The 25953-nt window shown below is 72.4% G+C and carries 18 protein-coding genes and 2 pseudogenes; 11 read left to right on the top strand and 9 right to left on the bottom strand.

Annotation, left to right across the window (positions count from 1 at the left end; all coding sequences use genetic code 11):
* Positions 1–169: 169 nt before the first annotated feature.
* Both K7862_RS06905 and K7862_RS06900 read left to right on the top strand, forming a co-directional pair.
* The gene (locus K7862_RS06905; protein WP_222961512.1) at positions 170–1195 is read left to right on the top strand and encodes an alpha/beta fold hydrolase; all 1026 of its coding nucleotides are present in this window, start codon (positions 170–172) and stop codon (positions 1193–1195) included.
* A 408-nt stretch (positions 1196–1603) separates the two neighbouring features.
* Positions 1604–2230 carry a TetR/AcrR family transcriptional regulator gene (locus K7862_RS06900; RefSeq protein ID WP_222961511.1) on the top strand — a complete coding sequence of 209 codons (627 nt, stop codon included), beginning with the start codon at positions 1604–1606 and terminating at the stop codon, positions 2228–2230.
* A 3-nt stretch (positions 2231–2233) separates the two neighbouring features.
* Here K7862_RS06900 and K7862_RS06895 read toward each other — a convergent pair whose 3' ends face one another.
* From K7862_RS06895 to K7862_RS06880, 5 genes and pseudogenes are all read right to left on the bottom strand, one after another.
* The gene (locus K7862_RS06895; protein ID WP_222961510.1) at positions 2234–2617 is read right to left on the bottom strand and encodes an MmcQ/YjbR family DNA-binding protein; all 384 of its coding nucleotides are present in this window, start codon (positions 2615–2617) and stop codon (positions 2234–2236) included.
* Positions 2618–2702: 85 nt separating this feature from the next.
* Complete coding sequence (locus K7862_RS06890) at positions 2703–3626, bottom strand: NADP-dependent oxidoreductase (protein ID WP_222961509.1); 924 nt, start codon at positions 3624–3626, stop codon at positions 2703–2705.
* A gap of 83 nt (positions 3627–3709) precedes the next feature.
* Positions 3710–4204: a hypothetical protein gene (locus K7862_RS38175; RefSeq protein WP_308011888.1), complete on the bottom strand. Its 495-nt coding sequence runs from the start codon at positions 4202–4204 to the stop codon at positions 3710–3712.
* A gap of 104 nt (positions 4205–4308) precedes the next feature.
* Positions 4309–4944: pseudogene (locus tag K7862_RS38170) on the bottom strand (MFS transporter); the annotation flags it as partial.
* A 104-nt stretch (positions 4945–5048) separates the two neighbouring features.
* Positions 5049–5309 (bottom strand): hypothetical protein, encoded by a 261-nt coding sequence (locus K7862_RS06880; RefSeq protein ID WP_222961508.1) that lies wholly within the window; start codon positions 5307–5309, stop codon positions 5049–5051.
* 509 nt (positions 5310–5818) lie between these two features.
* Here K7862_RS06880 and K7862_RS06875 point away from each other — a divergent pair.
* The 3 genes from K7862_RS06875 to K7862_RS06865 are packed head-to-tail and all read left to right on the top strand — an operon-like array spanning position 5819 to position 7669.
* Positions 5819–6730 (top strand): NADP-dependent oxidoreductase, encoded by a 912-nt coding sequence (locus K7862_RS06875; protein ID WP_222961507.1) that lies wholly within the window; start codon positions 5819–5821, stop codon positions 6728–6730.
* A gap of 45 nt (positions 6731–6775) precedes the next feature.
* Positions 6776–7168, top strand: coding sequence for a GNAT family N-acetyltransferase (locus tag K7862_RS06870; RefSeq protein ID WP_222961506.1), 393 nt, complete (start codon positions 6776–6778; stop codon positions 7166–7168).
* Positions 7169–7201: 33 nt separating this feature from the next.
* Complete coding sequence (locus K7862_RS06865) at positions 7202–7669, top strand: GNAT family N-acetyltransferase (protein WP_222961505.1); 468 nt, start codon at positions 7202–7204, stop codon at positions 7667–7669.
* 354 nt (positions 7670–8023) lie between these two features.
* Here the strand turns inward: K7862_RS06865 and K7862_RS06860 are convergent, their stop codons facing one another.
* Entirely contained in the window at positions 8024–9175 is a 1152-nt protein-coding gene (locus tag K7862_RS06860; protein ID WP_222961504.1) for a site-2 protease family protein, read from the bottom strand.
* Between the two features lie 309 nt (positions 9176–9484).
* On the opposite strand from K7862_RS06860, the gene K7862_RS06855 reads away from it, so the two are divergent.
* Positions 9485–10225, top strand: a complete 741-nt coding sequence (locus tag K7862_RS06855) for a dienelactone hydrolase family protein (RefSeq protein ID WP_222961503.1) — start codon at positions 9485–9487, stop codon at positions 10223–10225.
* A 258-nt stretch (positions 10226–10483) separates the two neighbouring features.
* Here K7862_RS06855 and K7862_RS06850 read toward each other — a convergent pair whose 3' ends face one another.
* Complete coding sequence (locus K7862_RS06850) at positions 10484–11266, bottom strand: SAM-dependent methyltransferase (RefSeq protein WP_222961502.1); 783 nt, start codon at positions 11264–11266, stop codon at positions 10484–10486.
* Positions 11267–11430: 164 nt separating this feature from the next.
* On the opposite strand from K7862_RS06850, the gene K7862_RS06845 reads away from it, so the two are divergent.
* Entirely contained in the window at positions 11431–12081 is a 651-nt protein-coding gene (locus K7862_RS06845) for a winged helix-turn-helix transcriptional regulator (protein ID WP_222961501.1), read from the top strand.
* Between the two features lie 35 nt (positions 12082–12116).
* On the opposite strand, the pseudogene K7862_RS37325 reads toward K7862_RS06845, so the two are convergent.
* Together K7862_RS37325 and K7862_RS06840 are read right to left on the bottom strand one after the other, a co-directional pair.
* A pseudogene (locus K7862_RS37325) lies at positions 12117–12338 on the bottom strand (PIN domain-containing protein); the annotation flags it as partial.
* Positions 12339–12445: 107 nt separating this feature from the next.
* Positions 12446–13231 carry a transglycosylase SLT domain-containing protein gene (locus K7862_RS06840; RefSeq protein WP_262412762.1) on the bottom strand — a complete coding sequence of 262 codons (786 nt, stop codon included), beginning with the start codon at positions 13229–13231 and terminating at the stop codon, positions 12446–12448.
* A gap of 487 nt (positions 13232–13718) precedes the next feature.
* On the opposite strand from K7862_RS06840, the gene K7862_RS06835 reads away from it, so the two are divergent.
* From K7862_RS06835 to K7862_RS06820, 4 genes are read left to right on the top strand one after another with little or no spacing between them, the layout of a single operon-like run.
* Complete coding sequence (locus K7862_RS06835) at positions 13719–15119, top strand: hypothetical protein (RefSeq protein WP_222961500.1); 1401 nt, start codon at positions 13719–13721, stop codon at positions 15117–15119.
* Positions 15116–18472, top strand: a complete 3357-nt coding sequence (locus K7862_RS06830) for a DUF6603 domain-containing protein (RefSeq protein ID WP_222961499.1) — start codon at positions 15116–15118, stop codon at positions 18470–18472. Before K7862_RS06835 ends, K7862_RS06830 begins: the two co-directional genes overlap by 4 nt.
* Positions 18473–18494: 22 nt before the next feature.
* Complete coding sequence (locus tag K7862_RS06825; protein WP_222961498.1) at positions 18495–21191, top strand: hypothetical protein; 2697 nt, start codon at positions 18495–18497, stop codon at positions 21189–21191.
* Positions 21188–25879: a hypothetical protein gene (locus tag K7862_RS06820; RefSeq protein ID WP_222961497.1), complete on the top strand. Its 4692-nt coding sequence runs from the start codon at positions 21188–21190 to the stop codon at positions 25877–25879. The genes K7862_RS06825 and K7862_RS06820 overlap by 4 nt, the downstream gene beginning before the upstream one ends.
* The last annotated feature ends 74 nt before the right edge of the window (positions 25880–25953 follow it).

The raw sequence follows: 25953 nt of genomic DNA, 5'->3' as shown, positions 1-25953 counted from the left end.
GTCTCGTCGTCGCAGGTCGGCAGCGCTCGCCGCGCTATTTGTTGAGAGGCTGAACAGGACACCTCGCCAAAGGGGCGGCTAGTCTTGCCATCAATACCGAGTGGGTCGCTTCACCGTACGCGACGGTCCGGTGACACATACCGAGACACCGACTCCAGGTAGGGGAATAATGAGCATCCGAACAGGCAAGGGAAACAAGCTCTTCCTTCTCATCGCGGCTTTGGCCACCCGGCTTGCGGTTTCGGCTGCTCCGGCCTCCCGATCAGGGTCTGAAGGGAGCGATCCCGACGCCGATGCGGCCCCTGCGCCGTCGCATTACCCGCAGGCGCAGCCGCCCGATGGATTTCACTCCGAGTATGCGGAGGTGAATGGCTTCCGCATGCACTACCTGCGGGGTGGCTCAGGATCACCTGTGGTGCTGATCCACGGGTTCCCCCACTGCTGGGCCGAGTGGCGGAGGCAGATGGGACCGCTCTCCAGGGATCACACGGTGATCGCCGTCGACCTGCGTGGCACCGGCAACTCCCAGGTCACCGAGGGCGGTTACCAGGCGGCACAGTTGGCGGAGGACGTGCATGAGCTGCTGAAGCAGCTGGGGCTCAACGAGGGCGTCCAGATAGTCGCCCACGACGTCGGCATGTGGGTCGCCTATGACTACGCGGCGCAGTGGCCGTCAGAGGTGCGGCGCATGGCCGTGATGGAAGCCCCTCTCCCCAATGAGTCCATCTACTGCTTCCCCGTTCTCAACGCTGACCCGGGCAGGCCGGCGGCGTGGCACTTCGGCATGTTCCAGTTGCCCCTGGCCGAACATCTCATCGCCGGTCACGAGCGTGTCTTCATCCAGGAAATGATGGCCTCGTACCTGGCAGGGAACAAGTCGCCGTTCACGGCGTCGGACTATGAATTCTACGCGCACTACCTGAAGGAGCCCGGCCGCACGACTGCTTGGATGAACGTATATCGCGGGCTTCGCGCGAACATTCAACAGAACAAGGAATTCCGGGCGCGGGGAAAACTGAGGATGCCCATCCTCGCGATCGGCGCCGATGGTGCCTTCGGTGAAATGGTCGAAAGCCAGTGGCGGGACTACGCGGAGAACGTCCAAGGACGGATCCTGAAGGATTCGGGGCACTTCGTGACGGAGGAGAAGCCGCAGGAAGTGACGGAACTGCTGCAGTCCTTCCTGCAGAGGTAGGCGTCTGCCGGTGGGCCCGGTCCCGCTCGCTGTCGTCGACGCGGGCGCGGCGGGCGCGGGGGCGCGCATGCGCAGACGCCGCCGGCGGGAAGGGTTCAGTGGGCGGGCCGGTTGCTCAACGGAGAGGGGATCACCGGCAGCCTGGGTGTGAAGCTCACGAAATGGACTATGTAGTCCAAGTCATGTGATAACATGCGAGGAAGGTGGCAACTGGCTGGAGTCGTCAACGGGGCGCGGCTCTCGATCGGTGCCGCCGCATGGCGGATGAGCCCACGACCACCCGAGCGCCGTATGCTTCCGCGCAGGCTCGGGAGGCCGAGCCGCGGAAGGCTGCAGTGCTGATCCTCACAGCGCTTCACCTCGCAGAGACAGGAACAAGCACCCCGACAAGAAACGCTTGGACTCGTGATGACGACCACTGAATCGCCCAACGGCAGGCGCCTGACGACGCGCGGCGCGAAGACGCGGGCAAGGATCGTCACCGCGGCGGCCGAGCTGATGTACGTCAAGGGAGTCGGGTCCACCACGCTCGACGACGTCATCGCGGCGAGCGGTGTGAGCAAGTCGCAGTTGTACCACCACTTCGCGGGCAAGGACGCGCTCGTACGGGCCGTCGTCGAGCATTTCGGAGCGCACGTCATCCAGCGTGAGCGGGATGCTCTCGGCCATGTCTCGACGATGGCCGGGCTGCGACGCTGGCGGGACGCGTTGGTGCAGAACAACGCCCTGCGGCACGGTGCCTACGGCTGTGCGCTCGGCTCGCTGGCCTCCGAGGTCTCCGATCACGACGAGATCGCCCGCCGAGCCCTGTCCGAACTCTTCGCCGAGTGGCAGGGCCTCCTGGTGGGCGTGTTGCGCAGGCTTCAGGACAGCGGCGCGCTTCCGCCGGAGGCGTCGGTCGACCAGCTCGCGACCGGGCTCATGGGCGCCCTCCAGGGCGGGTACATGCTGGCCCAGACGGCGCGCGATGTCGCACCGATGGCAACGTCCATCGACATGGCCCTGGCGCATATCGAGAGCCTCTCCTCGAGCTGAAGGTCAGGCGCGGCGGTCGTAGGTGTGCGGATTTACGGGCTGCTGGGACTTGGGCAGACCGCCGACCACGAGACGGTAGGAGTCGATCACGAGCTCCTTCACCAGCGTCTCGTCGGCGGTGCCGCCGCCTGCCACTGTGATCCAGTGCCTCTTGTCCATGTGGTACCCGGCGGTGATGTGTGCGTGCTGCTCACGTAGCGCCGCGGCGTCGTCCGGATCGGCTTTGAGGATCACGACGGGATGTCCCGGCATGCTGGTCATGAGCATGAACACCTTGCCGCGCACCTTGTAGACCTCCCAGTCGGGGCCGACACGATGCTCCACTTCGGCGCCCGGCAGTTCCGCGGCGCGGTCGCCGGCGATCTTCTGCAGTTCCTGTCCGTTCATGGTGATCAACTCCTCTGTCGATCCGGGTGCGTTGTGCACTGATGGGGTGGACTTGGTGACACGCCGGTCAGGCGCGGGTGGTGCCTCATTCGGGCCGCGTCCAGGTCAGTACGACCTTGCTTCCGCCGGCCTGCCCGGCGGCAACCGAGGCGAAGGCCGCCGGCCCCTCGCTCGACGGAAGCACCTTCACGTTCTGCCGCAGCTTCCCCGCGGCGACCATCTGGGCCAGGTGGGCCAGCTGCGCGGCATCCGGGCTGACGTAGAGGTCCTTGCTGGTGATGCCGCGGTCGCCCGCGGGTGCGTCCGAGGTGAGCGAGATCAATCGCCCGTCGTCGCGCAGCAGGGACATGGCCTCGTGTGCCGTGCCGGCAGCGGCGACGAGCGCGCCGTGGAACCCACCGGGAACCCGGTCCGCCCACCCCGGACTGCGGTAGTCGACGACCTCGGCCGCGCCCAGCGCCGACAACCGCTCGGCGGCTGCCGCGGACGCCGTGACCGTCACCTCGATGCCGCGCGCGGCAGCGATCTGCAACGCCAGCGCGCCGGTGGCTCCTCCTCCGTTGGTGATCAGGAGGCGCTGTCCGCCGGTCAGCGCCAGCTCTTCCAGCGCCTGGTAGGCCGTGAGCCCGGCAACCGGCAATGCCGCCGCCCGCGCGGCATCCAGCTCCGGCGGGCAGGGTGCGGCACTGGCCGCCGTGATCAGCACCCGCTCGGCCCAGAAGCCGCTGCCGCCCGGCAGCGGGGCCTCGTGCGCGAGCACCCGGTCACCGACGGAAAAGCCCTCGACGCCCGGACCGACCGCCGCCACCCGGCCTGCTCCCTCCACGCCGAGCGCGGCCGGCGTCCGCAGTCCTACGTCCCAGCCGGTGCCGTTCAGCAGCCGGTCCCACGGGCCGACGCCGGCGGCGTCCACCTCGAGCAGAAGCTGGCCGGCCTCAGGAGCCGGCGGCTCCGGCAGGTGCAGCAGGGTGACGTCCGCGCCCACTCCGTGAACTCCGCATGCCTTCATGATCGTCCTTTCATCGGTTCGGCGCTGATGTGGCGGTGCAGGCCCGGATGCGCCATCGGTACGGCGGCCGGTCGCCCCACCGTTCACTCCTCTGTGGCGCCGATGGTCGTTTTCCGAGCGGTGGGCCCTTCCGTGTCACTCGTCGGGGTGGTCGTGTCGGTGCCCGGGTCGCGTGCCGCGATGACGGTGAAGAGGGTGGCGACGAGGGCCAGTGCGCCGTACCCGGCGGCGATCTTCGGTACCGAGAAGGTGGTGGAGAGCCGGCCGGAGATGAGGCTGGGAATGGTCGCGCCGCTGTAGCTGAGGAGGTACACCACGGCGAAGATCGGTGCCCGGTCGGCCCGGCCGCTGCCGTACAGCATGCCGCGGGTGGCGGCACTGATGGCGATGCCCTGCCCGGCTCCCGCGACGAGAGTCGCGGCGATGAACACCGGCAGCGCGCCGGTGGCGATCGCCGTGATGATGCCGATCCATCCGGCGAGGAAGGCCGCCATGCCGATGCGTTGAGCTCGTGCCGGCGTGAACCGGCCGCCGAGGGGAGCGCCCAGCGCGCTGGGGGCCATGTAGGCGGCGAACACCAGCCCCAGGACGAGTGAGCTGTGGGTGCGGACTGATCCTCGACCAGTGCGGGCACGAAGGCCTGGTAGAACGCCCCGGTGGCCCAGGTGGGCAGGAGCACCGCGGCCGTGACGCCGAGCAGATGCCTGACCCGGACCGGTACGTGGATCGTGGGTCTCAGCGATCGCCAGGCGCCGGGTGTCGGGGTCACCGTTTCCGGGCTGATGGTGATGAGGCCGGCGGACAGCAGGAGCGGGCCGACGGCCACGAGGTAGATGAGGTCGCGCGGCCAGGGTGCGAACTGGACCAGGGCGCCGGAGGCGACGGCGCCCATGGCCAGGCCCAGCATGACGGTCTGGCTGGACGCGACGGAGGCCAGCCAGGCGGGCCTGGTGGGTGCGGCGTCGACGATGTAGGCGGTGAGGCTGCTGCTGGCCAGGCCGGCGCCCAGGCCCATCAGGAGCCGGCCGGCGATCAGGACGCCGATGTGGTGCACGTGCAACAGCACCAGGCAGCCCAGCACGAGCAGGCCGAGGCTGGCGAGCGCCGTGGGCCGCCGGCCCACATGGCTGGACAGCCGTCCCAGCACCACCAGCGTGCCGATGGTGGCGGCGGAGTAGGCGACGACGGTCATCGAGATGCCCGCGTTGGTGAACCCGTCCTCGGCCCGGTAGACGTTGAACAGGGGGATGGTCGAGCCCACCGCGGCGAACGCGGCCGCCAGGGAGAACACCGCGGACACGAAGGCCAGCCGGAGCATTCTGCCCCGACGAACCTGCTTCAGGGCTGGGGCCACATTGTGCATCGAGCGGAGTCCTTCTCTCGTTCTGGACCAGGGCCGGCTATAGCTCTGGCCGTCCGCGGTCAGTGCCGGGGCCAGGCCGCCGACGGGCCCGGTCGCCTCGCGAGCGCGTGCACAAGGAGGTCCTCGGAGGGCCGCGGAATGGCGATGTGCCCGAGGAACTCCGCGCGGTTGCGGCTGATCCCCGCAAGCCGCACGATGAAATCCGGGGCAACGAACTCGCCGACGCGCTCCACACCGCTGAACCGGCCGGAGTGGACGCCGTCGTTGTCGAGCTGCTCGGGGATCGTCCGGTACTCGGCGGGCCGCTCGGTGTTGTTCACTTTCCGCTCCTTGTCGGCGCGCCGGTCCACATCCCGCGAGCCTGTCGGCCTCTGTCGTGGGTGGTCACCGTCGGCTTCGCCACTGCCGGCCCCGCGAGTTCCGTCTTCGGGGCGCGGCTGACGGCCCGCATCGTGAGTCGCCTGACCGGTCGATCATGAGGTAACGGGACGATTTAGTCCAGTGACGTTCAGGCTAGAGCGTGCCATCCGGTCCTGCAAACGAGCTCGCGCGATCCTGTGGTCGCGTCGCGTGGCCGGGCCGTAATCCGCATGCTGACCCATGTGGAAGAGGTCTGTGACGGTCTGGGGTGCCGGTAGGTGCGATCATCCGGTCGCCCTCGCGGCGAGGGTCCTGTTCCATCTTATTGGACGATTGCGTCCACTTTGAGGTTAGACTGGAGGCAGTGATCGAGGGCCGAGCCGAGATCGCAGCGGACCACTGGATCGGCCGGCCTCAGTCGGACGGCCCGTGTCGTGCAGGCAGTGGGCGGGATACAGGGAGGCGCCTGATGAAGGCGATTGTGGTGACGGATCAGGAGGCGGGACCGGCCGGAATGACGCTGACCGAGCGTTCGGAGCCGAAGGCCGCGGGCAACGACGTCCTCGTCGAGGTTCACGCATCGGGATTCACCCCGGGCGAGCTGGAGTGGCCCTCCACCTGGGTCGACCGTCTCGGCCGCGACCGGACGCCGTCGATCCCGGGCCACGAGGTCGCGGGAGTGGTCAGCGCGCTCGGTTACGGCACGAGGGGGCTGTCGGTAGGACAGCGGGTGTTCGGCCTGGCCGACTGGACGCGCGACGGCACCCTGGCGCAGTACGTGGCCATCGAGGCGCGCAACCTCGCGCCGCTGCCGGGCGACGTCGACTTCACGGTGGGCGCGAGCCTGCCGATCTCCGGTCTGACGGCCTGGCAGGGACTGTTCGTGCACGGCCGCTTCCAGCAAGGTCAGAGCGTGCTCGTCCACGGCGCGGCCGGTGGCGTCGGCTCGATGGTGACGCAGCTCGCCGGCCAGGCCGGCGCGTACGTGATCGGAACCGGACGCGCCGCCGACCGGGAGGCCGCAGTCGGCTTCGGCGCGCAGGAGTTCGTGGACCTGGACAACGACACCCTCGAAGACGTCGGCGGCATCGACCTGGTCTTCGACGTCATCGGAGGCGACATCGGGAAGCGGTCCGCGGCCCTGGTGCGGCCGGGAGGGATGCTGGTCACCATCGCCGGCCCGCCCGAGACGCAGCCCAAGGACGGCCTGGCGGTCGACTTCGTCGTCGAAGCCGACCGGGCACAGCTGGGTGAGATCGTCCGGCGCGTCCGGGAGGGACGCCTGCGCACGAACATCGGCCGGGTCGTAAACCTCGACGACGCCGTGTCGGCTTTCAACTCCACCGAGCGGATCAAGGGCAAGACCGTCGTCCGTCCCTGAGGCCACCGCACACACCCGAAACACCACCAGCAGAGGGACACCCGCATGACCGGCCCGACCGAGCCGAACCACCCCACCGCCGACTTCCCCGCGAGGAACCGGCCCGGTGCGCCCGCCTTCGACTTCGATCTCGTCAACGACCAGAAGACGGGCGTCTACGAGGCCAGGACCGGCGGCACCGAGGTGGCCGGCCTGACCTACCAGGCCGCCGGCGCGAACCGGATCGTGCTGCTGGCGACCGCGGTGCTCCCCGAGTTCCGCCACCAGGGCATCGCCACCGAACTGATCCGGCGCGTCCTGGACGACGTGCGCGCACAAGGGAAGACGGTCACCATCACGTGCCCGATCGTGCGCACCTTCATCGAGCACCACCCGGCGTACGCCGACCTCGTCGACCATGACCACCCGGGAGCCGGCACAGGCGTACACGGGTCCTGAACACCCTCACTCACCCCGACAGAAGGTACGACCGTGACGACGAACGTCGAGGCCGAGGCGGCCACCCGGGAAGAGAACAACGCGGCGCTCATCGCCGCACTGGACCGGACAGGTCCCAGCGAGGTGGAGTCGAGCTGGGAGCTCGATGTCGTCAACGACGCGGAGCGCAGCCGATGGTTCGCGGCCATCGGGGCCGAGGCGATCGCGGAACTCTCGTACCGGTTCGTCGGCGGCCGCGTCGTGCTGCTGACGACCTGGGTCGACCCCGCCTACCGGCACCACCGGGTCGCCCCGGAACTCATCGCCCGCGCGTTGGACGAGATCCGCCCCACCGGAAAGAAGATCACCGTCATCTGCCCGGTCGTGGGCGAGTTCATCGCCCGCAACCCGCAGTACCTGGATCTCATCGACACGGTCCATCCGGGTTCCGGTGCCTACCCCTGGCACGGACGCACGAGCAGCACGGACGAGGTCGCCGTGTTCGAGAACGATCTGACGTAGCCGTCCGGCGCCTCTGGCCGCCCGGCAGGCGCGCGGACGGCAAGGCAGTCCGTCGGCCTTGGTGTCGACCGTGATGATCCCGCGATCGGTCAGCCGTCGCCGGGCGCCTCGCACCGCCCGTCAGCGTGGGGTGCGGCCGGACGCCGACAATCAGGCAACCCCGGGGCAGCGCTGAGCGTTTGGCCCGCCGTGGGACCGCTCAGACCTTCACCGCCGCAGCAGGCGAGTCGGGCTGAAGCGGCGGCGGACAGCCGGTGTCTGCGGTCGTCGAACTCGCCGTGCGTGTCGTTGCGGCAGGTCGGACGCGCCGGGGTCCGCGGTTTTCGGCCGCCATGCCCCTGGGCTTCGGCCGACTCACCTTCGGTGGTCGGCGTGACGGGCTGGCGGAGGCGATGTCCGCCGATCAGAACCAGAACGCAGGACAAGGTCCGCTGCGGTGATGATGCCCACCACATGTTCATGGTCCAGGACCAGGACGGGGCCGCCGGACGACAGTCCGGCCCGGTTCAGGACCTCGGTCACCGGCTCGTCGGGCCGGGCGATCACGCACCTGTCGAGGGGCGCCGCGACGTCCCGGACCCTCGTGACCGCTCTGCGAGAGGCCGGCATGGCGCGCAGCCCTGGCATGGTCACGCAACCGGTGAGGCGGCCGTCGAGGTCGGTCAGCGGGACGACCGGCTGGTCGCCCGCCCGAGGCGCTGTCTCGGCAAGGAAGCGCTCCACACTCTGCCAGTCCTGTCCGGTCACCGCGGGCCGCATGACGTCGGCGACAGACATACCGCGTAGTCGTTGGAACAGTTCGGCGCGCCGGACCTCGGCTGTGGCCGCCACGGTCACGAACGCTCCGATCAGGGCCAACCACAGGCCGGAGCCGGCCCTGGCGAGGAACTCCAGCCAGCCGACGGCGATCATCAACGCGCCGGCGACCTGACCGCACCGCCCGGAGACGCGGGCTGCGCCCTCGCGGTCGCCCCGTATCCGCCAGATCACGGCTTGCAGCACGCGGCCGCCGTCCAACGGGGCGGCCGGCAGCAGGTTGAATGCCGCGAGCAGGATGTTGGCGAAACCGCCCCATGCCAGGACCGCGCCGGGCAGAGGCCAGTGCAGAGCGTCACGGGTCAAAGCAGCGCCGCCCAGGCAGATTCCGCCCAGGAGCAGGCTGGTTGCGGGACCGGCTGCGGCGATGCGGCCCTGGGAGCGGGCGGATGCCGGGAGTGCCATCCGCGTCACTCCGCCGAGAGCGAAGATGGTCACGTCCTTGACGTCGATCTTGGCGTGGTGCGCGGCGAGGGCGTGCGCCGCCTCATGTGCGAGCAGGCTCGCGGTCAGCAGCAGGGCGCCTGCGATCGCCCAGATCCGGTATGCGGTACCGGAGTGTCCCGGCGCCCAGGCGGGCAGCGTCCCGCTGCCCAGCCCGATGCTGAGAACGATCACCAGGAGAGGGGCGCTCCAGCGCAGACGCAGCGGCACTCCGCCGATTCGCCCGATGGAAACCGAACCGTTCATCGCGCCACCTCCACGACCGCCGGGCGGTCCTGGTATTGATCTTCCGCCTCCGGAGCGCTGACCGGCAGGGTCAGGCGGCCCCGATCGCGGGCCATCAGCCCCTCACGGAGGTGGCCGCAGATTCGGCGGGGCGAAAACCGCTTGGCGGACCGGGATCGCCCCCTGATAAATTCGCGGCGGCCGTGCGAAAGATCGAGGAGGTGGTACCCGTGAACGTATCGACGTGGGTGCTCTCCTCCGGGGTCACGGTCGGGCGATAGGCAGGTCGTCCGGGAGCGCCGTCCCAGTGCACTCCCGAAAGGCACGACCATGCAGGTCACCTCTGAACAGCGTCTCGACGACGGCGTCCGCGAGCGCGCCTTCACCCTTGGCGACATCCCCGGCTTCCTCTGGACGCCCGAATCCGCATCCGCATCCGCACCGGTCCCGCTGATCCTGCTCGGCCATCCCACCCTCGGGCTGGCGAGGATGTATTCGCGACTGGTGGACCGGGCCCGGCACTCCGCGGCGCAGGGCTTCGCCACGGCCACCATCGAACTCCCCGGCTGCGGGGAGCGCCCCCGCTGGCCCGCCATGGAGCAGACCCGCGCCGAGCTGCGCCGAACCCTGCAGGCCGGTGAACCGGTCGGCGACGAGCTCGTCGACGCCCTCATCCTCCCGCTGGTCGACACGGCGGTCCCTGAATGGCAGGCCGCCCTGGACACGCTTCTCGCGCTGCCCGAGGTCGGGGGACCGGTCGGGTACTCGGGAGGCGTGATCTCCATCGGCATCCGGCTGGCGGCGGTCGACCCTCGGATCGCGGCCGCAGGTCTGTTCGCCGGCAGCTACGTGCCGCGAACCACGTTCCAGGAGGCCCGGCAGATCACCATTCCGCTGCACGTCCTGCTGCAGTGGGACGACGAAGGCAACGACCGGCAGGCCGCCCTGGACCTGTTCGACGCCTTCGGCTCCAAGGAGAAGACCCTGGAAGCCAACATGGGCGGCCACACCGGCGTCCCCCCGTTCGCGGGCGAGGCCGCCGCCCGGTTCTTCACACGGCACCTGAAATGAGGCCGGGCCATCAAACCGGCAGCAGACGGTAGTTGATGCCGCAGGGCCGGGACCGCTCATCGACGACCGGTCCCGGCCCTCCGCGACCCACTCCACCGGGTGGACCGACGCAGGTGGTCCTCGCGAGGAATGGGCCGACACACTCGGACCGGTGGGCCCTGGCCGTGCCGGCCGCCCGTCACGGCCCCGACCGCTACGCGGTCGCAGAGCAGGAGGTGGAAGTGGCGAACCCCGGGACCCGGTGTGCGGCCAGGCGGTTCACGCCGCGGTGAACGTGCCGCGCTGGACCGTGAGGGTCCCGTCGGTGACGGCGATCGCGAAGTTGAGCATGCGGGCCGGGCCGTCGGCGAGGAGGGCGGGGAGGGCGAGGGGAGCCGGCGTGGCGGAGAGGCGGCGGCCCAGGTCGGCGAACCACTGCGCGGCCCACGCGCTGTCGTCCACCCACTCGACGACCGCGAGACCCGCGTCCTGGATCGTCCGGCACAGCTCGTCGCCGGTGGCCAGGAAGCTGTCGCCGCCGTCCAGCGACCACGGCAGCGGAAGCGGCGGGTGCACGTCGCCGTTGCGGCAGACCTCGTAGACCGCCAGCCGGGCCCCGGGGCGCAGCCGCCGGGCGATGTCCGCGTAGAAGGTGTGCTTGTCCTGGACGTTCATCTGGACGTGCATGGTGTACGCGGCGTCGAAGCCGCGCAGCGGGAGGCCGGCGACCGGGGTGTGGAGGAAGCGGACCTGTTCCGTCAGGCCCGCGCCCGCGGTGAGCCGGCGGGCGGCCTCGACGTAGGCGGCCGTGATGTCGACGCCGACGACCTCGCAGCCGGTGGCGCGGGCGACCTGGCGGGCGGGGCCGCCGAGGCCCGAACCGACGTCGAGCACCCTCGCCCCGGGGCCGAGGCGCAGCCCGGGCAGCAGCCGGGCGACCGCCTCGGGGCCGCCGACGTGGAACTGGTCGACGCCGTCGAGTTGCTCCTGGGTGAGGGCCGCCACGTCCGTGCGAGCCAGTCGCTCGATGGTGTCGATGATGTCGGACTCGCCGTAGGTCATCGGTGTCACCTCTCCCGGTCGGACGGGCCTCGCTCAGGGCCGGCCGCCGGTCGCGCGGGAGCGGTCGGTCCCCTGGAGGGCTATGGTTGAAAAAATAAAGCGACCAGTAGCGGAAGTCAATCGAAGACTTGAGTCATGCAAGCCCCGGCCCGTACCGTGGAGAGGTGAAGAGCTACCACCAGTACTGCTCGGTGGCCCGTGCGCTGGACGTCGTGGGTGACCGATGGGTGCTGCTCATCGTCCGCGAACTGCTGGCACTGGGTCCCAGCCGGTACACCGACCTCAAGGGCGGGCTGCCCGGGATCGCGACCAACCTGCTGGCCGACCGGCTCCGGTCGATGGAGGCGAGCGGGCTGGTCGAGCGATACGAGGCACCGCCGCCTGTGGGCACCACGCTCTTCCGGCTCACCGACCGCGGGCGCGAACTGCAGGACGTGATCGGGGCGTTGGCCCGTTGGGGCCTGGACCTCATGGCGCCAGGACCCGACCCGGCGGACGCGGTGCAGCCGCACTGGACGGCGCTCGCCGGAGCCCTGCTGCTGCCCGGCCGCCTCGGCCCCGGTGCCGAGGTCGTCGTGGGCATCGAGTCCGAGGACGAGACGCTGCACATGACCCTGCGGCCGGGGGCGTTCGCGATCGGCCGCGGCGCCGCCCCGGCCGCGGACGTCACGCTCACCGGCACCGCGATGCTCGTCGGCGCGGTGCTGTCCGGCCTGCTCACCCCGCAGGAGGCGGTCGGCAGGGGCCTGCGGGTCGACGACCCCCGGAACGTCCTGCCCACTCTCGTCGGCGCGGCCGCCGACACCACCGCGTAGCTCCCGAGTCTCTCCACCCGGGCGCGGTGCAAGGGGCACAGGGCGCTCAGGTGTTCCGGGTCCGAGGTCAGGATGGTGACGGGGCTGGGTGCGGCGAGTGCGGTGGCGGCGAGCATGGCGTCGATGGCGTGCTTGTGCCCGTGCAGTCCGGCGTCGGCCAGGAGGGCGGCGGCGTGGCGGCCGGTTGCCTCGGTGATGGGTTCGACGGCGAGGCGCGAGAGGGTCCACTCCAGGGCCGGGCGCTCGGGGCTGGAGTGATGTTCCAGGGTGCGCAGGGACTGCCTGGTGCCGAAAAGTGGTGGGCCCGCCTCCTCGTGTCGAGGGGCGGGCCCACCACTTGGTGTGTCATTCCGGCCGATTGCGATCAGTAGGCGGAGTTGACGTTGTCCATGGAGCCGTACCGGTCCGCGGCGTAGTTGCACGCGGCGGTGATGTTGGCGACCGGGTTGTAGATGTTCCACGAAGTGCCGGCGACGTGGAACCGCTTGAAGGTCGGGTCGATCACCTGCAGCAGACCCTTCGAGGGAATGCCGTTGCGCGCGTTGATGTCCCAGAGGTTGATCGCCTGCGGGTTACCGCTGGACTCACGGATCACATTGCGGTGAATGCCCTCGTAGCTCGCCGGGATGTGCTTGGCGTGCAGGATGTCCAGCGACTGGCGAATCCAGCCGTCCAGGTTGTTCGTGTAGTGCTTCACGGCTGCCCTGGGCGCAGCCTTGGGAGCGGCCTTCGGTGCGGCCGCGTGCTTCACGGCCGGCTTCGCGGCGTGCTTCACAGCCGCGGGCTTGGCGGCGGCGTGGTGGGCCGGGGCGTGCGTGGCGGCGTGCGAGGCGGCCTTGCCCTTGCTTTGTGCGGGCGCGGCGGCGGCCTTCTTCGCGGGGGCCTTGGCGGCGGCCTTCTTGGCGGGGGCCTGGGCCTTGGCGGCCGGCTTCGCGGCCGGGGCGTGCGGGGCGCTCTGCGCGACCTTGTGCACGGTGGGTGCGTCCGCCGCGGTCGCCGTGCCGGCTCCGGCGGTCGCCGTCAGCCCCGTGACCGTCAGGACGACCGCCACACTGGCGGCTGCGCCGGCCGAGGTGATCTTCTGCTTCTTGGTCATGCGGTTGAACGTGGCGAGCGTGGGGAGCTTCTTCGGGATCGCGGGGAGCTGCATCAGGATTTTCCTTCTCCGTTGGGGACTCGTGAATTGTTAGAGGTTGCGAATTCACCGGTCAAAGAGCCCACCTACGAATCAGCACGTAGATGAAGCCCGGAGAAAAGTTCCTGATCGCCCTGACCGCGCCGTTGAGCGGGAAGAAGACGGCCTTGGCTACTAATTCCGTTCGTATGTGAGCCGCGTTACGTAGACGGGATCACAAGGGGCACTCTCCGCTCTCACGGAAAGGCAATCGAATGTCACCGCGTGTCAGCGGAAAACCGGGCCGCCGACCGCGCCTCTGAGGGGGTTCCGGTTCGGCGCGCAGCCGAGTCGCAGCACGGTGCGTATCGAGGCGATGACGGCCGCGAGCCCCGATCGGGATCGCGGTGCGGACCGTGCTCCCCGGCTCCATCGGGTGAATTCCTCCGCGACGCGCGTAACCGGACAAACACCGTCAATTACTCTGAGTGCACCTTGATCGCCGGCGGGAGGTGCGGCTGCGGTGCCCAGCGACGACGACACGTTGCACATCAAGCGGAACCGGCAGGTGTCCCTCTTCGCGGCGGACCGCCGGGTGCTCGGGGTCGGCCTGGGCGGCAACCTGGACGCCACCGGCCACCCCACCGGGGAACTCGCCATCTGGGTGGTGACCTACGCGAATCCGGCCCCCGGGTTGCCGCCGATCAGAGATGTCGTCCCGCCCGTGCTCGACGGGGTCAGGACGCATCTCATCGAGGTGACGAAGGACGCGCCCGAGTTCCAGGGCAAACGGGCGGCCGGCGGCAGCTGGGTGCGCGGGTACGCGTCCGCGCCCGGCCATCCGGACACGGTGGTGGGCACAGGCACGCTGGGCATCGCCGCCCGCACCGAGGGCACGCCGGACGACAAGCGGCCCGACGTGCTGCTCTCGTGCCGTCATGTGCTGGGCGCCCAGCCGGGCGGCCGCGTCGTGGAGTTCAGCTGCTCGCAGTGCTGCGAACCCGCTGTGGGGCGGGTCGTGCTCGACGACCAGGCCGCGGACGCGGCGATCGCGAGCATCAACGGCGACTGGGAGGTGGAGGAGGGGAGGATCGACGGGGTGAAGCTGGCGGGCCTCGCCTCCGTCACCCCCCTGGGCAGCTGGTCCTCGCTGACTCCTGACGTCCTGCCCGCCCTGCGGAACTTCACGTACGGCGTCGCCAAGTGCGGTGCCGAGACCGGCTGGACGAAGGGTCTCGTCGGCTGTGTCGACTTCGCCCTGTTCCCCGAGAACAACCAGGTGCAGGTGCCGTCCATCCTCATCTCGTCGACGGGCAAGGACGCGACGGCGTTCTCGCAGCACGGCGACTCGGGCTCCGTGGTCATCGACGGGCGGCAGCGGGTGATCGGCCTGCTCTGGGGAGGCTCGTCCACCGCGGACGGCATCGGACTCACCTACGCCGTCCCCATCCAGGAAGTCGAGCGGCGGCTGAAGATCCGCGTCGCCGCCACCTCACCGGCCGTCTGGGGTGCGATCGTCACCCCGGCACCGCCCGGCGGACCGCACCACGCGCTGGCGGGCACGGAGTCCGGGCGGGCGATCCTCGACATGTACGGGCGGCACGAGCCCGAGGTCCGGGCCCTGCTGCGGGACAGCCGGCCGTTCGTCGTGGCCTGGCACCGCGGCCGCGGCCCGGAACTCGTCGCGGCCCTGACCGCGCTGGCCGAGCGGCGGACCGAGGCGCTGCCCGCCGAGATCGCGGGGCGGTCCTGGGCCGACCGGGTCGCGGAGCTCTCGGGAGCGGTGCGCGGACTTGGCAGCCCGGCACTCGTCCACGACCTCGACCGGGTCACGCCGATCCTGGCCGGGCTCGGTGGCCGCGGGTACGAGCAGGCACTGGAGCTCGTCGCGGGGCTCGAACCGGACCTGGAGGCGGCGCCGTGAGCGCGACGGCGCTCGCGCTGCTCTGCCGGGGTCTGGGCAGCGCGCTGGCGCCACTGCGGAACGCTCTCCATCCGGAGCAGGCCGGAGTGCTCTTCGCCGACCTCGGCCTGGGGCTTCCGCAGCAGGTGCTCGACGACGCGGCCTGGCAGGCCGCGGTCGGCGGCGCGCGGGACACGGCCGCCGAACTGCCCGCCCTGGTCGCCCGGTTGAGCGCCGCGATCGAAACCGGCGACTCGGCCGGGACTGTCCTGGGTGTCGCGGCGCTGGTCGAGCGGTTGACCGTGCTCCGCGACCGGCTGACCGCCGTCGGCGACCGCCTCGCGGCGCTCGCCCCGCTGATCCCGGGCGTGCCACCCGGCGAGGTGACCGCCCTGGCCGCGCAACTGCCCACGCGCGTCCTGGAGCTGATGGCGATCAGCCGGCTGGAACGCGCGCACCCGGCCGTGCTCAACGCGCTGGCGCTCTCCGGCCTGGTCGACCGGCACGACGAGCCGGGGGATCCCGGCAACCCCGCCCGGCCGGCGTTCGTCGTGCGGCGCCTGCGGCTCGACCGGCTGGGCCCCCTGCTCGGTTCGCCGGGGGCTTATCTGACGACCCTTTACGGGTGGAACACCGCCGCGTTCGACGGCCGCGCCCTTCTGACGGCGCTCGCGGCGGCCGGCCGGCTGGCCGCGCTTCCCGCCGTGCTCACGGACGGCCCGACCGGTCCGCTGCTCGACCTCCTCGGCGGCACGGTCACCGTCGACCCGACGACGAACCCACCGGGACTCCAGGCCGTCCTGCGCTTCGCCGTGCCTGCGGGGACGGCCTACGAGCTGCCACTTCAGTTGCCGGGCGGCCGCGTTCGGCTGGTGGCCGGGCCGGAACTGCCCGCGGGGCTGGACGTGCGACTCGTCGCCCCGGGGCGGCTGGTGCTCACACCGCCGGCCGGCGCCCCGCCGATCGCGGCAGGCGCGGTCAGCGCGGAGGCGGTGATCGGCGCCGCACCGCCGCAGACCTCCGTGGTCCTGCTCGGAGAGGACGGGCAGACCCGGCTGGAAGCCGCGTCCCTGTCGGCGTCCGCCCGCGCCGACCTGCTGACGGACCAGGCCGGCGGCACCGCCCACGCCGAGCCGGCCATGGAACTCGCCGTCCAGGGAGGGCGGTTCGTGCTCCAGCTCGGCGGCGCGAGCGGCCTGCTGAAGACGCTGATCCAGAAGGACGTCGTCGAGGCCCGCCTGGACCTCGCCGTCGGCTGGTCCGACGGACGCCTCTACGTCCGGGGCGGCGCCGGGCTGAAGGCCGACCTGCCCGTGCACCTCTCGCTCGGCCCGGTGGACGTCCAGACGATCACCCTCGCCCTCACGCCGGGCGCGGGCGCCGACCTGCCGGTGGAAGTGTCCGCCACCCTGCTGGCGAAGGTCGGCCCCCTCGCCCTGCTCGTCGAACGCATCGGCCTCACCGCCGCGTTGTCCTTCCCGGCAGGCGGCGGCAACGCCGGCCCGCTCGACGTCGCCTACGGTTTCAAGGCTCCGACCGGAATCGGCGCCGACCTGGACGCGGACCCGGTCACCGGTGGCGGCTACCTGCTGTTCGACCCGGCCGCCGACCGCTTCGGCGGCGCGCTGCGTTTCCACCTGGCGTTCCTGGAGGCCACCGGCTACGGCATCTACGAACAGGCCGGCGACCAGCCGTCGTTCGTCGCGGTACTGGGCATCCGGTTCACCCCGGGCATCCAGCTCGGGTTCGGCTTCGCACTCACCGGTGTCGGCGGACTGATCGGCATGAACCGCCGCGCGCAGGTGGACCTGCTGCGCGAGCGGCTGGCCGGCGGCACCGCGGGCAACGTGCTGTTCTGCGAGGACCCGGTGCGCAACGCGCCCGCCCTGCTCGGCGACTTGGGCGCGCTCTTCCCGGCGGCCGACGGCGGCTTGCTGGTGGGCCCCACTGTGCAGATCGGCTGGCTGGCCCCGATCGTCCGGATCGACCTCGGCCTGATCATCGAGCTGCCCGGACCGTCCAGAGTGGTGATCCTCGGCTCGATCCGGGCGCTCATCGGCACCGACGAGACCGCGGCGCTGCTCTACCTGCGGATGGACGTCCTCGGCATCGTCGACCTGCCGGGCCGGCGGATCTCCCTGGACGCCGCACTCGTCGGCTCGCACGCCCTCGGCGTCTTCCGCCTGTCGGGCTCCATGGCCTTCCGGCTCGCCTACGGCGACAACCCGTACGTGCTGTTCACCGTCGGCGGCTTCCACCCGCGCTTCGACCCCGGGCCGCTGGACCTGCCGCGGCTGGACCGGGTCGGCGCCGCACTCGACGTCCACGTCGTCGTCCACGCCTACGTGCGGCTGGAGTTCTACCTCGCGTTCACCTCCAACACCCTGCAGACCGGCGCCCGGGTGGAGGCCGGGCTGGAACTGGGACCGCTCAGCGCGAGCGGCCACTTCGTCTTCGACGCGCTGCTGCAGTTCCGGCCGTTCCACTTCCAGGCGGACTTCAGCGCGGGGTTCTCCGTCGAGGCCTTCGGCGTCTCCTTCGCCAGTGTCAGCGTCAAGGGCACCATCAGCGGGCCGGGTCCGGTGGTGGTGCACGCCCAGGGCAGCGTCCGGCGGCTCGGCATCAAGGTCTCCGGCAGCGCCACCTTCGAACTCGGCGGCCACGACGCCGACCACCCGCCCCCGATCGCCAGCCCTGTCCAGGAGCTGGCGCCCGAACTGGGGGAGGTGCGGAACCTGCGTGCCGAGGGCGGCGATCCGTCGGCGCTGCCGGCGCCGGACCGGCCGGCGGTGGCCGGGGTCCTGCTCGCGCCCAAGGGCCGCCTCGTCTGGGAGCAGAAGCGCGCCCCGCTGAACACCCTGATCCAGCGGCTCGGCGGCGTGCCGCTGGACGGCACCCATCAGGTGCGGCTCCTGCCGCCGGCCGGCTGGCAGGCGAGCGACGCGACGGACTGGTTCAGCCCCGGCTCCTTCGCGGAGCTGGACCTGCGGTCCTCGCAGACCCTCAACAACGCCGCCTTCGAGGAGCTGCCGTCCGGACTGCGGCTCGGCGGGGCGGCCGACCGGACGTCCACCGCCGAGAGCTACACCGAGGCGATCGACCTCGTGAAGCGCCCGGCCCTCGTGCGGCTGCCGCTGTTCTTCGCCGAGCCCTATCTCACCGGGGCACTGCACTCCGCGCTGGAGGACCGCACCGTGACGCCGTGGATGGACCCCGGCCCGCCGAAGGTCACGGTGGCGGCCGAGACCGCCGACGTGTACGCCGCGGACGGATCGCCGAGCGGGCTGGGCCGAACGCCCTTCCAGGCCTTCCAGCTGGCCCGGTCGGGAGGCGGCACCGCCTTTCCCTCCGCCGACCCGGAGGTCGCGCTGTGAGCCGGGACGGGAGGGTGCGGCCATGCGGTTCCTGAGCTGGCAGCGCTCGTCGGTGTTCGACCTGGTACCGGGCCCGGCGCTCACCGACGGTCGGCTGGTGGGCCACCTCCCGCTGACGCTGGCCGACGACGTCACGGGCGAGACCGCCACCGGCGGCGTCGACTTCCACCTGATGGCGCCGCACGACGTGGGCGGCCTGGTGCGCGATGCCGTGCTGCGCACCGTCCCCGGCGATCTGGCGCACGAGGTCGAGGCCACCAAGCTGGTGCACGTCGACTTCGCCGAACCGGACCTGCCCTGGCGCTACACGCCGCAACTGGCCGCCGGCGACCGGCTGGCGCCCTGGCTGGCGCTCCTCGTCGGCACCATCGACGAGGTGCGCGTCGACGGGCCCCTCCTGCGCGTCGGCACCCCCGGCGTGTTCGACGCCTACCCGCCGCGCGACGCCTACCGGTGGGCCCACGTGCACGACGACGGGAAGCGGCCCGAGCCGCTGTCCCGTCTCGTCTCGCCGCGCGAACTCCAACCGGACACGGCGTACGTGGCCGCCCTGGTGCCCGCCTTCGACGAGAACGGCCAGTTCGCCTGGGATCCCGCGGCGAGCCGGATCCCGGCCGCCCTCCCCGCCTTCCGCACCTGGCGGTTCTGGACCGGACCGGCCGGGGACTTCGAGACGCTCGCCTTCGCCCTCACCCCCGCCGCCGTGCCCGGTCTGGGCCGGGCGCCGCTCGCCTACCGCCGTGGCGCGCTCGCCGTGGACCTGGAGGTCCCCGGCGCCCTCACCGGACTCGGCGGCGCCCCCGACGGTCCCGCCGAGGCAGCCGCCCGCGCCGACCTGATCGCCTACGAGGCGGCAGTGCAGGCACTCGCGGCCACCGATCCGCTGCACCGCGCAGTCGTCCTGCCGCCCCGGTACGGCAGGCCCTGGACCGCCGACCCCGAAGCCACCGGCTGGGGCGGCGAACTCAACGCCGACCCCCGCCTGCGCGGCACGGCCGGCGTCGGCACCTGGATGGGCATCGAAGGACAGCAGGACCTGCTCGAAGCGGCCACCGCGCAGCTCGGCGCCGTCCGCGCGGCCGCGCACCTGATCGAGGGACTGGCCTGCGGACTGCTGGCCGCGCAGTCGCTGTGGACCCGCCGGCTGCCGGCCGACCCCGCCCGCCAGGTGCACCTGCTCGCCCCGCTGATGCGCCGGATGCGGACCGCCGGCGGCACCGCGATGGGCGCCGTCACCGGCCCGGACAGCCCCCTCGACCCCGCCCTCTTCTCCTCCGCGGCCCGTCGCGCCCTGCACCGCGGCCGCGCCGCCGCCCGGCACAGCGCGTCCGGTGTCGTCGGCCGCGACGAACTGCTCGCCGCCGCCAACCGCTGCCCGCCACCGCCGCGCCGGACCCCGCACGGACTCCCGCACGCCGACCTGCTCGGCCACGCACTCGGCCAGGGTCCCGTCGAGGACCCGTCCGTGCTCGACCTGCCCCGACTCGGCCGGGAAACCGAACGCGCCGTCGAGGACCTGACCGGCCGCACCATCGACGAGGACTTCTTCATCGACCTCGCCGAACTCACCGCCGCCATCGAGGACGAGCACGGCCGCTGCGGGCTGCACGCCCAGCTGCTCCGCGACCACATGGGCGAGACGGCGACCCGCGAGCTCCTGGTCGCCGCCACCCGCGCCTGCCTCTACGCCACCGGCTGGGAGCCGCACACCGACCCGCCGCCCGTCGACGGGAACCCGGTGGACATCGGCGGACTGCGCGGGGCCGTCGGCGGCATGCTGCCGTCGCCCCCGCCCGACCCGTGCCGGCCGGTCGGCATCGACGGGGTGGCGGGGGTGGTCACCCAAGCCGTGGACCCGCACGGGACCGGCACACCGGCGCGACGCCGCGTCGGGTCCCGGATCAGCGGGATCGCCATCGGCGACCTGCGGCCGCCCGAGGTGCCGCTGGGGCTGGACTTCCCCACCTGGACCCTGCTGCGCGACCGGGCCCAGGAGTGGCTGCTGCCCGGAGCCGAGAGGCTGCCCCGCGACAGCGTCGTCGCGCTGCGCACCAACCCCCGCTTCGTCGACGCCTACCTCACCGGCCTCAACCAGCAGCTCCTCGGCGAACTCCACTGGCGCGACGTCCCCGTGGACCGCACCGGTACGCCGCTGCTGATGTTCTGGGGCCACGTCGACTTCGCCACGGGCAGCCGCACCGCCGAGATCCAGCCCGTCGCCGCGTGGGACGCGGCCACGCAGCTCGGCGACGTGCAGCACCAGGTGCTCCACCCGGGCGACACCACCGGCCAGGACGACCTCGTCATCGTCTTCCGGTCCGACCTGTTCTGGCGCTACCCCGCGACCCAGGTCTACCTGGTCCGCGCCCAGGCCACCGACCCGGCCGACGACGCGACGCTCTCCGCCACCCCGGACTTCGCCCTCCCCGCCGGGGGCCGCGACGCCCGGGTGTTCATCGGCCCCACCTTCCAGGGCGCCATCGGCCGCGACGTGGTCTTCTTCGCGTTCGACCTCGACCCCGCCGAGCTCGCCCAGTTCTGGCTGGTGCTGGACGAGCCGCCCTCCGAACTGCGTTTCCGGGCCCGCGACGGACAGACCGGCCTGCCGCTCGGCGGCAACGCCGCCAGCGCCGCCCAGTACGCCATCGCCACCATCGACCAGAAGACCCGGGTGGCCATCTCGGGTCCCTACCTCCAGGAGCTGGGGCTGCGGCCATGACGATCGCGGAGCGCCGCAAGGCACTGCTGGACCAGGCCATCCACACGAACGGACCCGCCGCGCAGCAGGCCCTCGCGGAGGCCGAGCGGCTGGCCGAGGCCGCCCCGCGCGACGTCACCGACCGCGCGTGCTGCCTCGCGCTGCTCGCGCACCTCGCGCGCCCCGACGTCGTCTCCGGCTCCCAGCTCCTCGACCTGCTCGCCGCCGACCCGGCACTGACCGCCCTGGGCCGCGCACCCCAGCTCACCCCGCAGGCGGCCACCGCACTGGTCACCACCGCACGTGAGAGAGCGGCAGCCGGCGGCCGGATCGGGCTGGCGGACGTCACCACCCTGCGGGCCGTGGCGGGCGGCGACGCCTTCGACGAGCTCGCCGGCGTCGTGCACGGCCTGTGGCTCGCCGTCCCCGCACCCCGACGCCCCTCCCTGGAACGCGATGTGGCGGTCCTGCTCCCCGTTCGGCTGGAGACCATGATCCCGCCGGAGGACGACCGGACGCTGTGGCTGCGGATCGTCCCGGACGAAGCGTCGATCCTGCGCGACGACCCCGTCCCCAAGCCGGCGGAAGCGTCGCGGCTCGCCGCGATGTGGCAGGAGACCGCCGCCGCCCTCACCCCGGCCGAACAGGCCCTCGGCTTCGACGAGTGGCTCGACAAGCCGGCCGGCCGCCAGGCCTTCGCGACGCTCTGCTCGCACGTCGGCGCCGCCCGGGCGGCCTGGCTCACCACCGCCTGCCCACCCACCGCCGCTGCCACCGGCACGGTCACCATCGACACCAGTCGCGTCGCCGACACGCCGCCGGCCGCCAACCGCGTGGGCGGACTGCCCGCCCGGCTCGACGTGTGGTGGGCCTTCGGCGACGACGCCCCCGAACTCGCCACGTCCACCCGGCCCGACGCGGGCGCACTGGTCTTCGACGTGATCGGCGCCGGCCCGACCGCCGGCCACGAGGCCACGGCCGGCGGTGACGAGCGCACCCGCTGGTGGGCCGACTGGGCCGCCGCCAAGAACGCCGGCCTCGGAGTCGAGATCCCGTTCCCCGCCGGCCGCTCCCCGGACGACCTGCGCACGCTCTACCTCATTGGAATCAGCGACGAGGCCCCCGAGGCGCTCTTCCGGGCCCAGATCGACGCCGGCGAGGTCGCCACCCTGGCGCTCGGCACCCCCACCAACGCCGTGGACGGCCGGCAGGCCGCCCCGCTCGGCGACGACCCCGGAACCTGGCTGCCCATCGCCCAGGCCAGACTGCGCGCCCTGGGCAACCCGCTCCCCGAGGAGGACGCCCTCACCCGGTCGCTCGCCGGGGACGGCGCCGACCTGCCGCCCCTGCCCCGTGCCGCCGGGCCCGAGGACCTCGACCAGACGCTGGTCCGGGCCCTGTGGCCCGCGCTGTGGGGGCACACGATGCGCGACCTGTGGGGCTGTGTCGAGGACGCGGACGTGCTCGGCGCGTGGGCCACCCGTCATCTGCGCCCCGAAGGCCCGCTGCCGCCGCTGCGGATCGCCGCGCAGCCGTACGGACTGCTGCCGACGGCCGCGCTGGACCAGTGGGGGACCGCCCCCGACGAGGGCCCGGACGCCGGCCAGGAGGGGCGGCTGTGCTCGGCCCTGCTGCCGATGCGCGCGCTGTGGGCGGCGGCCGCCCGCAACTCCGGCACCTCGGTCGGCGCGAGCACCGAGCGCCTCGTCGAACTCGTCGCCCGCGACGGCGTTTCCGCCGGCTACGCGCATCGCCCGTTCCTGGCCGTCGAGGTGTGGGCGGCGCTGTACGGCAGCATGCAGCCGCTGGACCAGCAACGCGTCGACGACTGGGTGCACGCGACCTTCACCCCGCTGTACGACCTGCTGGGGCGCGGCCCCGACGACCCGCCCGGCATCCGGCAGCTCGTCACCGGAGGCGGCGTCGAGCGTCTCGCGATCCCGCTGGTCGTCCCCACCACGTGGCCCATCTGGTACTACGAGAACCCCGATGGCAGCGTGACCACCGACCCGAGCGGCAACCCCGTTCCGGTGATGACCCCCGAGGCCGGACTCGTCAGGCTGCTCACCGACGTGGAGCAGTACGGTCAATGGCCTCGCCGGCTCCACGAGGAGTGGCGCGAGGTGCTGCCCGACAGCCTGCTGGTCCGCCTGGCGCTGCACTCGGCGACGCTGAGCGCGGCCGCCGTCGCACAGGTCGACGCGGGATCGGCGGAACCGATCCGCGAGCCCCTGGTCGGCGACGACACCCAGCCGACCGTGCTGGAGTCCCTGAGCAGCCAGTACGACCCGAACTCCTCGCACGACCACCCGGCCGGCGTCGTCCGCGCGTCGGTTCTCGAAGGGGTGAACCACCTCTGGAAGACGATCGCCGAGGCGGCGGCCGAGGCTCAGCCCGCAGCCGGGTCCGGAGCACCGTCCGGCACCGGCACACCGCCCGGACCGCGGATCCTCACCGACGTCGAACGGGCGCTCCGGGCAACGCTGGACACCGCCGCCCACCGGCTCGACCCCTGGCTGACCGGCATCGCCGCCCGGCGCCTGGAGTACCTGCGCGGGCAGCCCGAGAGCCGCTTCCGCCTCGGCGTCTACGGCTGGCTCGACGGTCCGCTGCTCGGCCGGCCCGGCCCCACCGAGGGCGGGCTGCTGCACGCGCCGTCGCATCCGCAGGCGCTGACCGCCGCGATCCTGCGGGACAAGTACGTCACCGAGAGCGCCGAGACCGCCGGCACCTCCGACCGGTGGTCGATCCGGCTGGAGTCCCAGCGCGTCCGCCTCGCGGCGGAACTGGCTGAGGAAGTGCGGCTGGGCAGCCACGTCTTCGAGGCTCTCGGCCGGCGCGTCGAGCAGATCATCGGCGTCCGCACCGTGCAGGGGGCGGTGGCGCAGGAGGCCGGCAGCCGGATCGACACCCTGCGGCGCACCTACCCGATGACCAGCGGACGATACGACCGGGGCCGGGTCTGCCACGGGCCCGACGCGCTGGCCGGGCTGCTCGGGTCCGCGCCGCCGGTCATCGTGACACCCGCCCAGCGGGACCGGCTCGGAGAACTGCAGCCGGTGCTGGACGCCTACGGCGACCTGCTCGTCGCCGAGGCCGTGCACCAGGTCGTCAGCGGCCAGGCCGACCGGGCCGGCGCCGCCATGGACGCTGCCGCCGGACTGGCCACGCCGCCCACGCTCGCCTTCACCGAAACCCCGTTGTCCGGCGAGGCGTTCACCACGGCCGCCGTGACGGTGATCCCCTACCGCCCGGCCCCGACCGGACCCGATCCGGCCGTCCCGCCGGCCCGCATCGCCGACACCTCGGTGGCCGAAGCCCTGCCCGCGCTGGCCGGCGCGGCCGCGGACTGGACCTGGCAGGCGCCCGACGGCACGGCCGTCACGCTCGACCGCCTCGGCCTGGAACCCGCGGACACCCTGTCGCTCTCCACCGACCTGCTGGCGGACCTGGCCCGCGCCGCGCTCGGCGCATCCCCGGGCACACCGCTGACCGGCACCGGCAGCCGGCGCCACGACCTGGCCCGCGACATCGTGCAGGCGCTCGGCGGCACGCCGCTGTTCCTGCGCGACGTGGCACCCACCACGCTGACGCCGGCACAGGCCGACGAGGTCCGCACCCTGGACGAGCAGATCCTCGCCGAACTCCGCACCCGCTACGCCACCCTGCGCGGCAGCGCACAGCGGATGATCGACGAACTCGCCGCGGCCAGGACGGCCGCCGACCCCCAGCAGCTGCGCCAGGCACTGTTCCGGGCACTGCGCTGGGGCGTCATCCCGGTCGCCGCCGACGACGATCCGCGGGCCCTGCTCAGGTTGCTGGCCAGTACACCAGGTGCCGTCGGGCCCGAGCCGCAGGCCGCCGCCCTGGCCCAGCGGGCCGAGGAGGCGCTGCGCGCCCGCCTCGCGGCCGTCCCGCCGCCGGACACGGGCCAGCCCCTGGGCCAGGCGATCGCCGAACTCGCCGCCCCCGGCGGACGGTTGGCCGTCCTCACCGGGATCGACGCGGCGGTCCTCGCACGGATCGCGGGCCTGAACACCGCGGCTCCCGAACCTGGCCTGGACACCGAGTGGCTCACCGTGGTCGCCTCGGTGCGCCCGCGGCTGGCCGCCGTCGAAGCCCTCCAACTGGCCGCCGCGGTCCGCGGACCCGAAACCGGCAGTCCCGAGGCCGCGCTCCCCGAGTCAGCCGAGCCACCCGAGTCACCCGGGTTCCCCGGGTTCACCGCCTGGAGCAGCGCGCCGGCCGACCCCTGGCAGACCGCCGCGCTGGCCGGCCTCCGGGACCTTCGCCGGCAGCCGGGCCGGCAACGCCTGCCCATGCCGCGCTTCGTCGCCGCCTACACCGCCGCGACGCCCGGCTGGCAGGCCGGCCAACGGGTCGCCGCCGCGCTGATCGACGCCTGGAGCGACACCGCGCCCGACCCGGACCAGGTCACCACCGCGGCCTTCGGCTTCAACGGGCCCGCCGCCCGTGCTCCGCAGGCCATCCTGCTGGCCGTCCCGGCCGATCTCGGCAGCGGGTACGGCGCCGCCCTGGACACCCCGGAGCTCGTCGACGCACTCGCCGGGACACGGGAGGCGGCGCACGCCCGGGCCGTCGAACCCGACACGCTCGGCGCCCACCTGGCGGTCGTCCCCACGATCACCCTCTCGGCCACCGGCGGTACCGCCGTCCCGCTCGACACCGGCATCTCGTTCCCCGCCTAGACCCGCGCACCGCTCCTTTCCTGTCCCTTCCTGTCCCCTCCCTGTCCCCTTCCCGCCGCACTCCGCCGACCGAG

It is taken from the genome of Actinacidiphila acidipaludis (assembly GCF_019890725.1).
Lineage (GTDB): Bacteria > Actinomycetota > Actinomycetes > Streptomycetales > Streptomycetaceae > Actinacidiphila > Actinacidiphila acidipaludis.
Note: the sequence above shows the minus strand (reverse complement) of the source record. Positions and strands in the feature narration are given on the sequence as shown.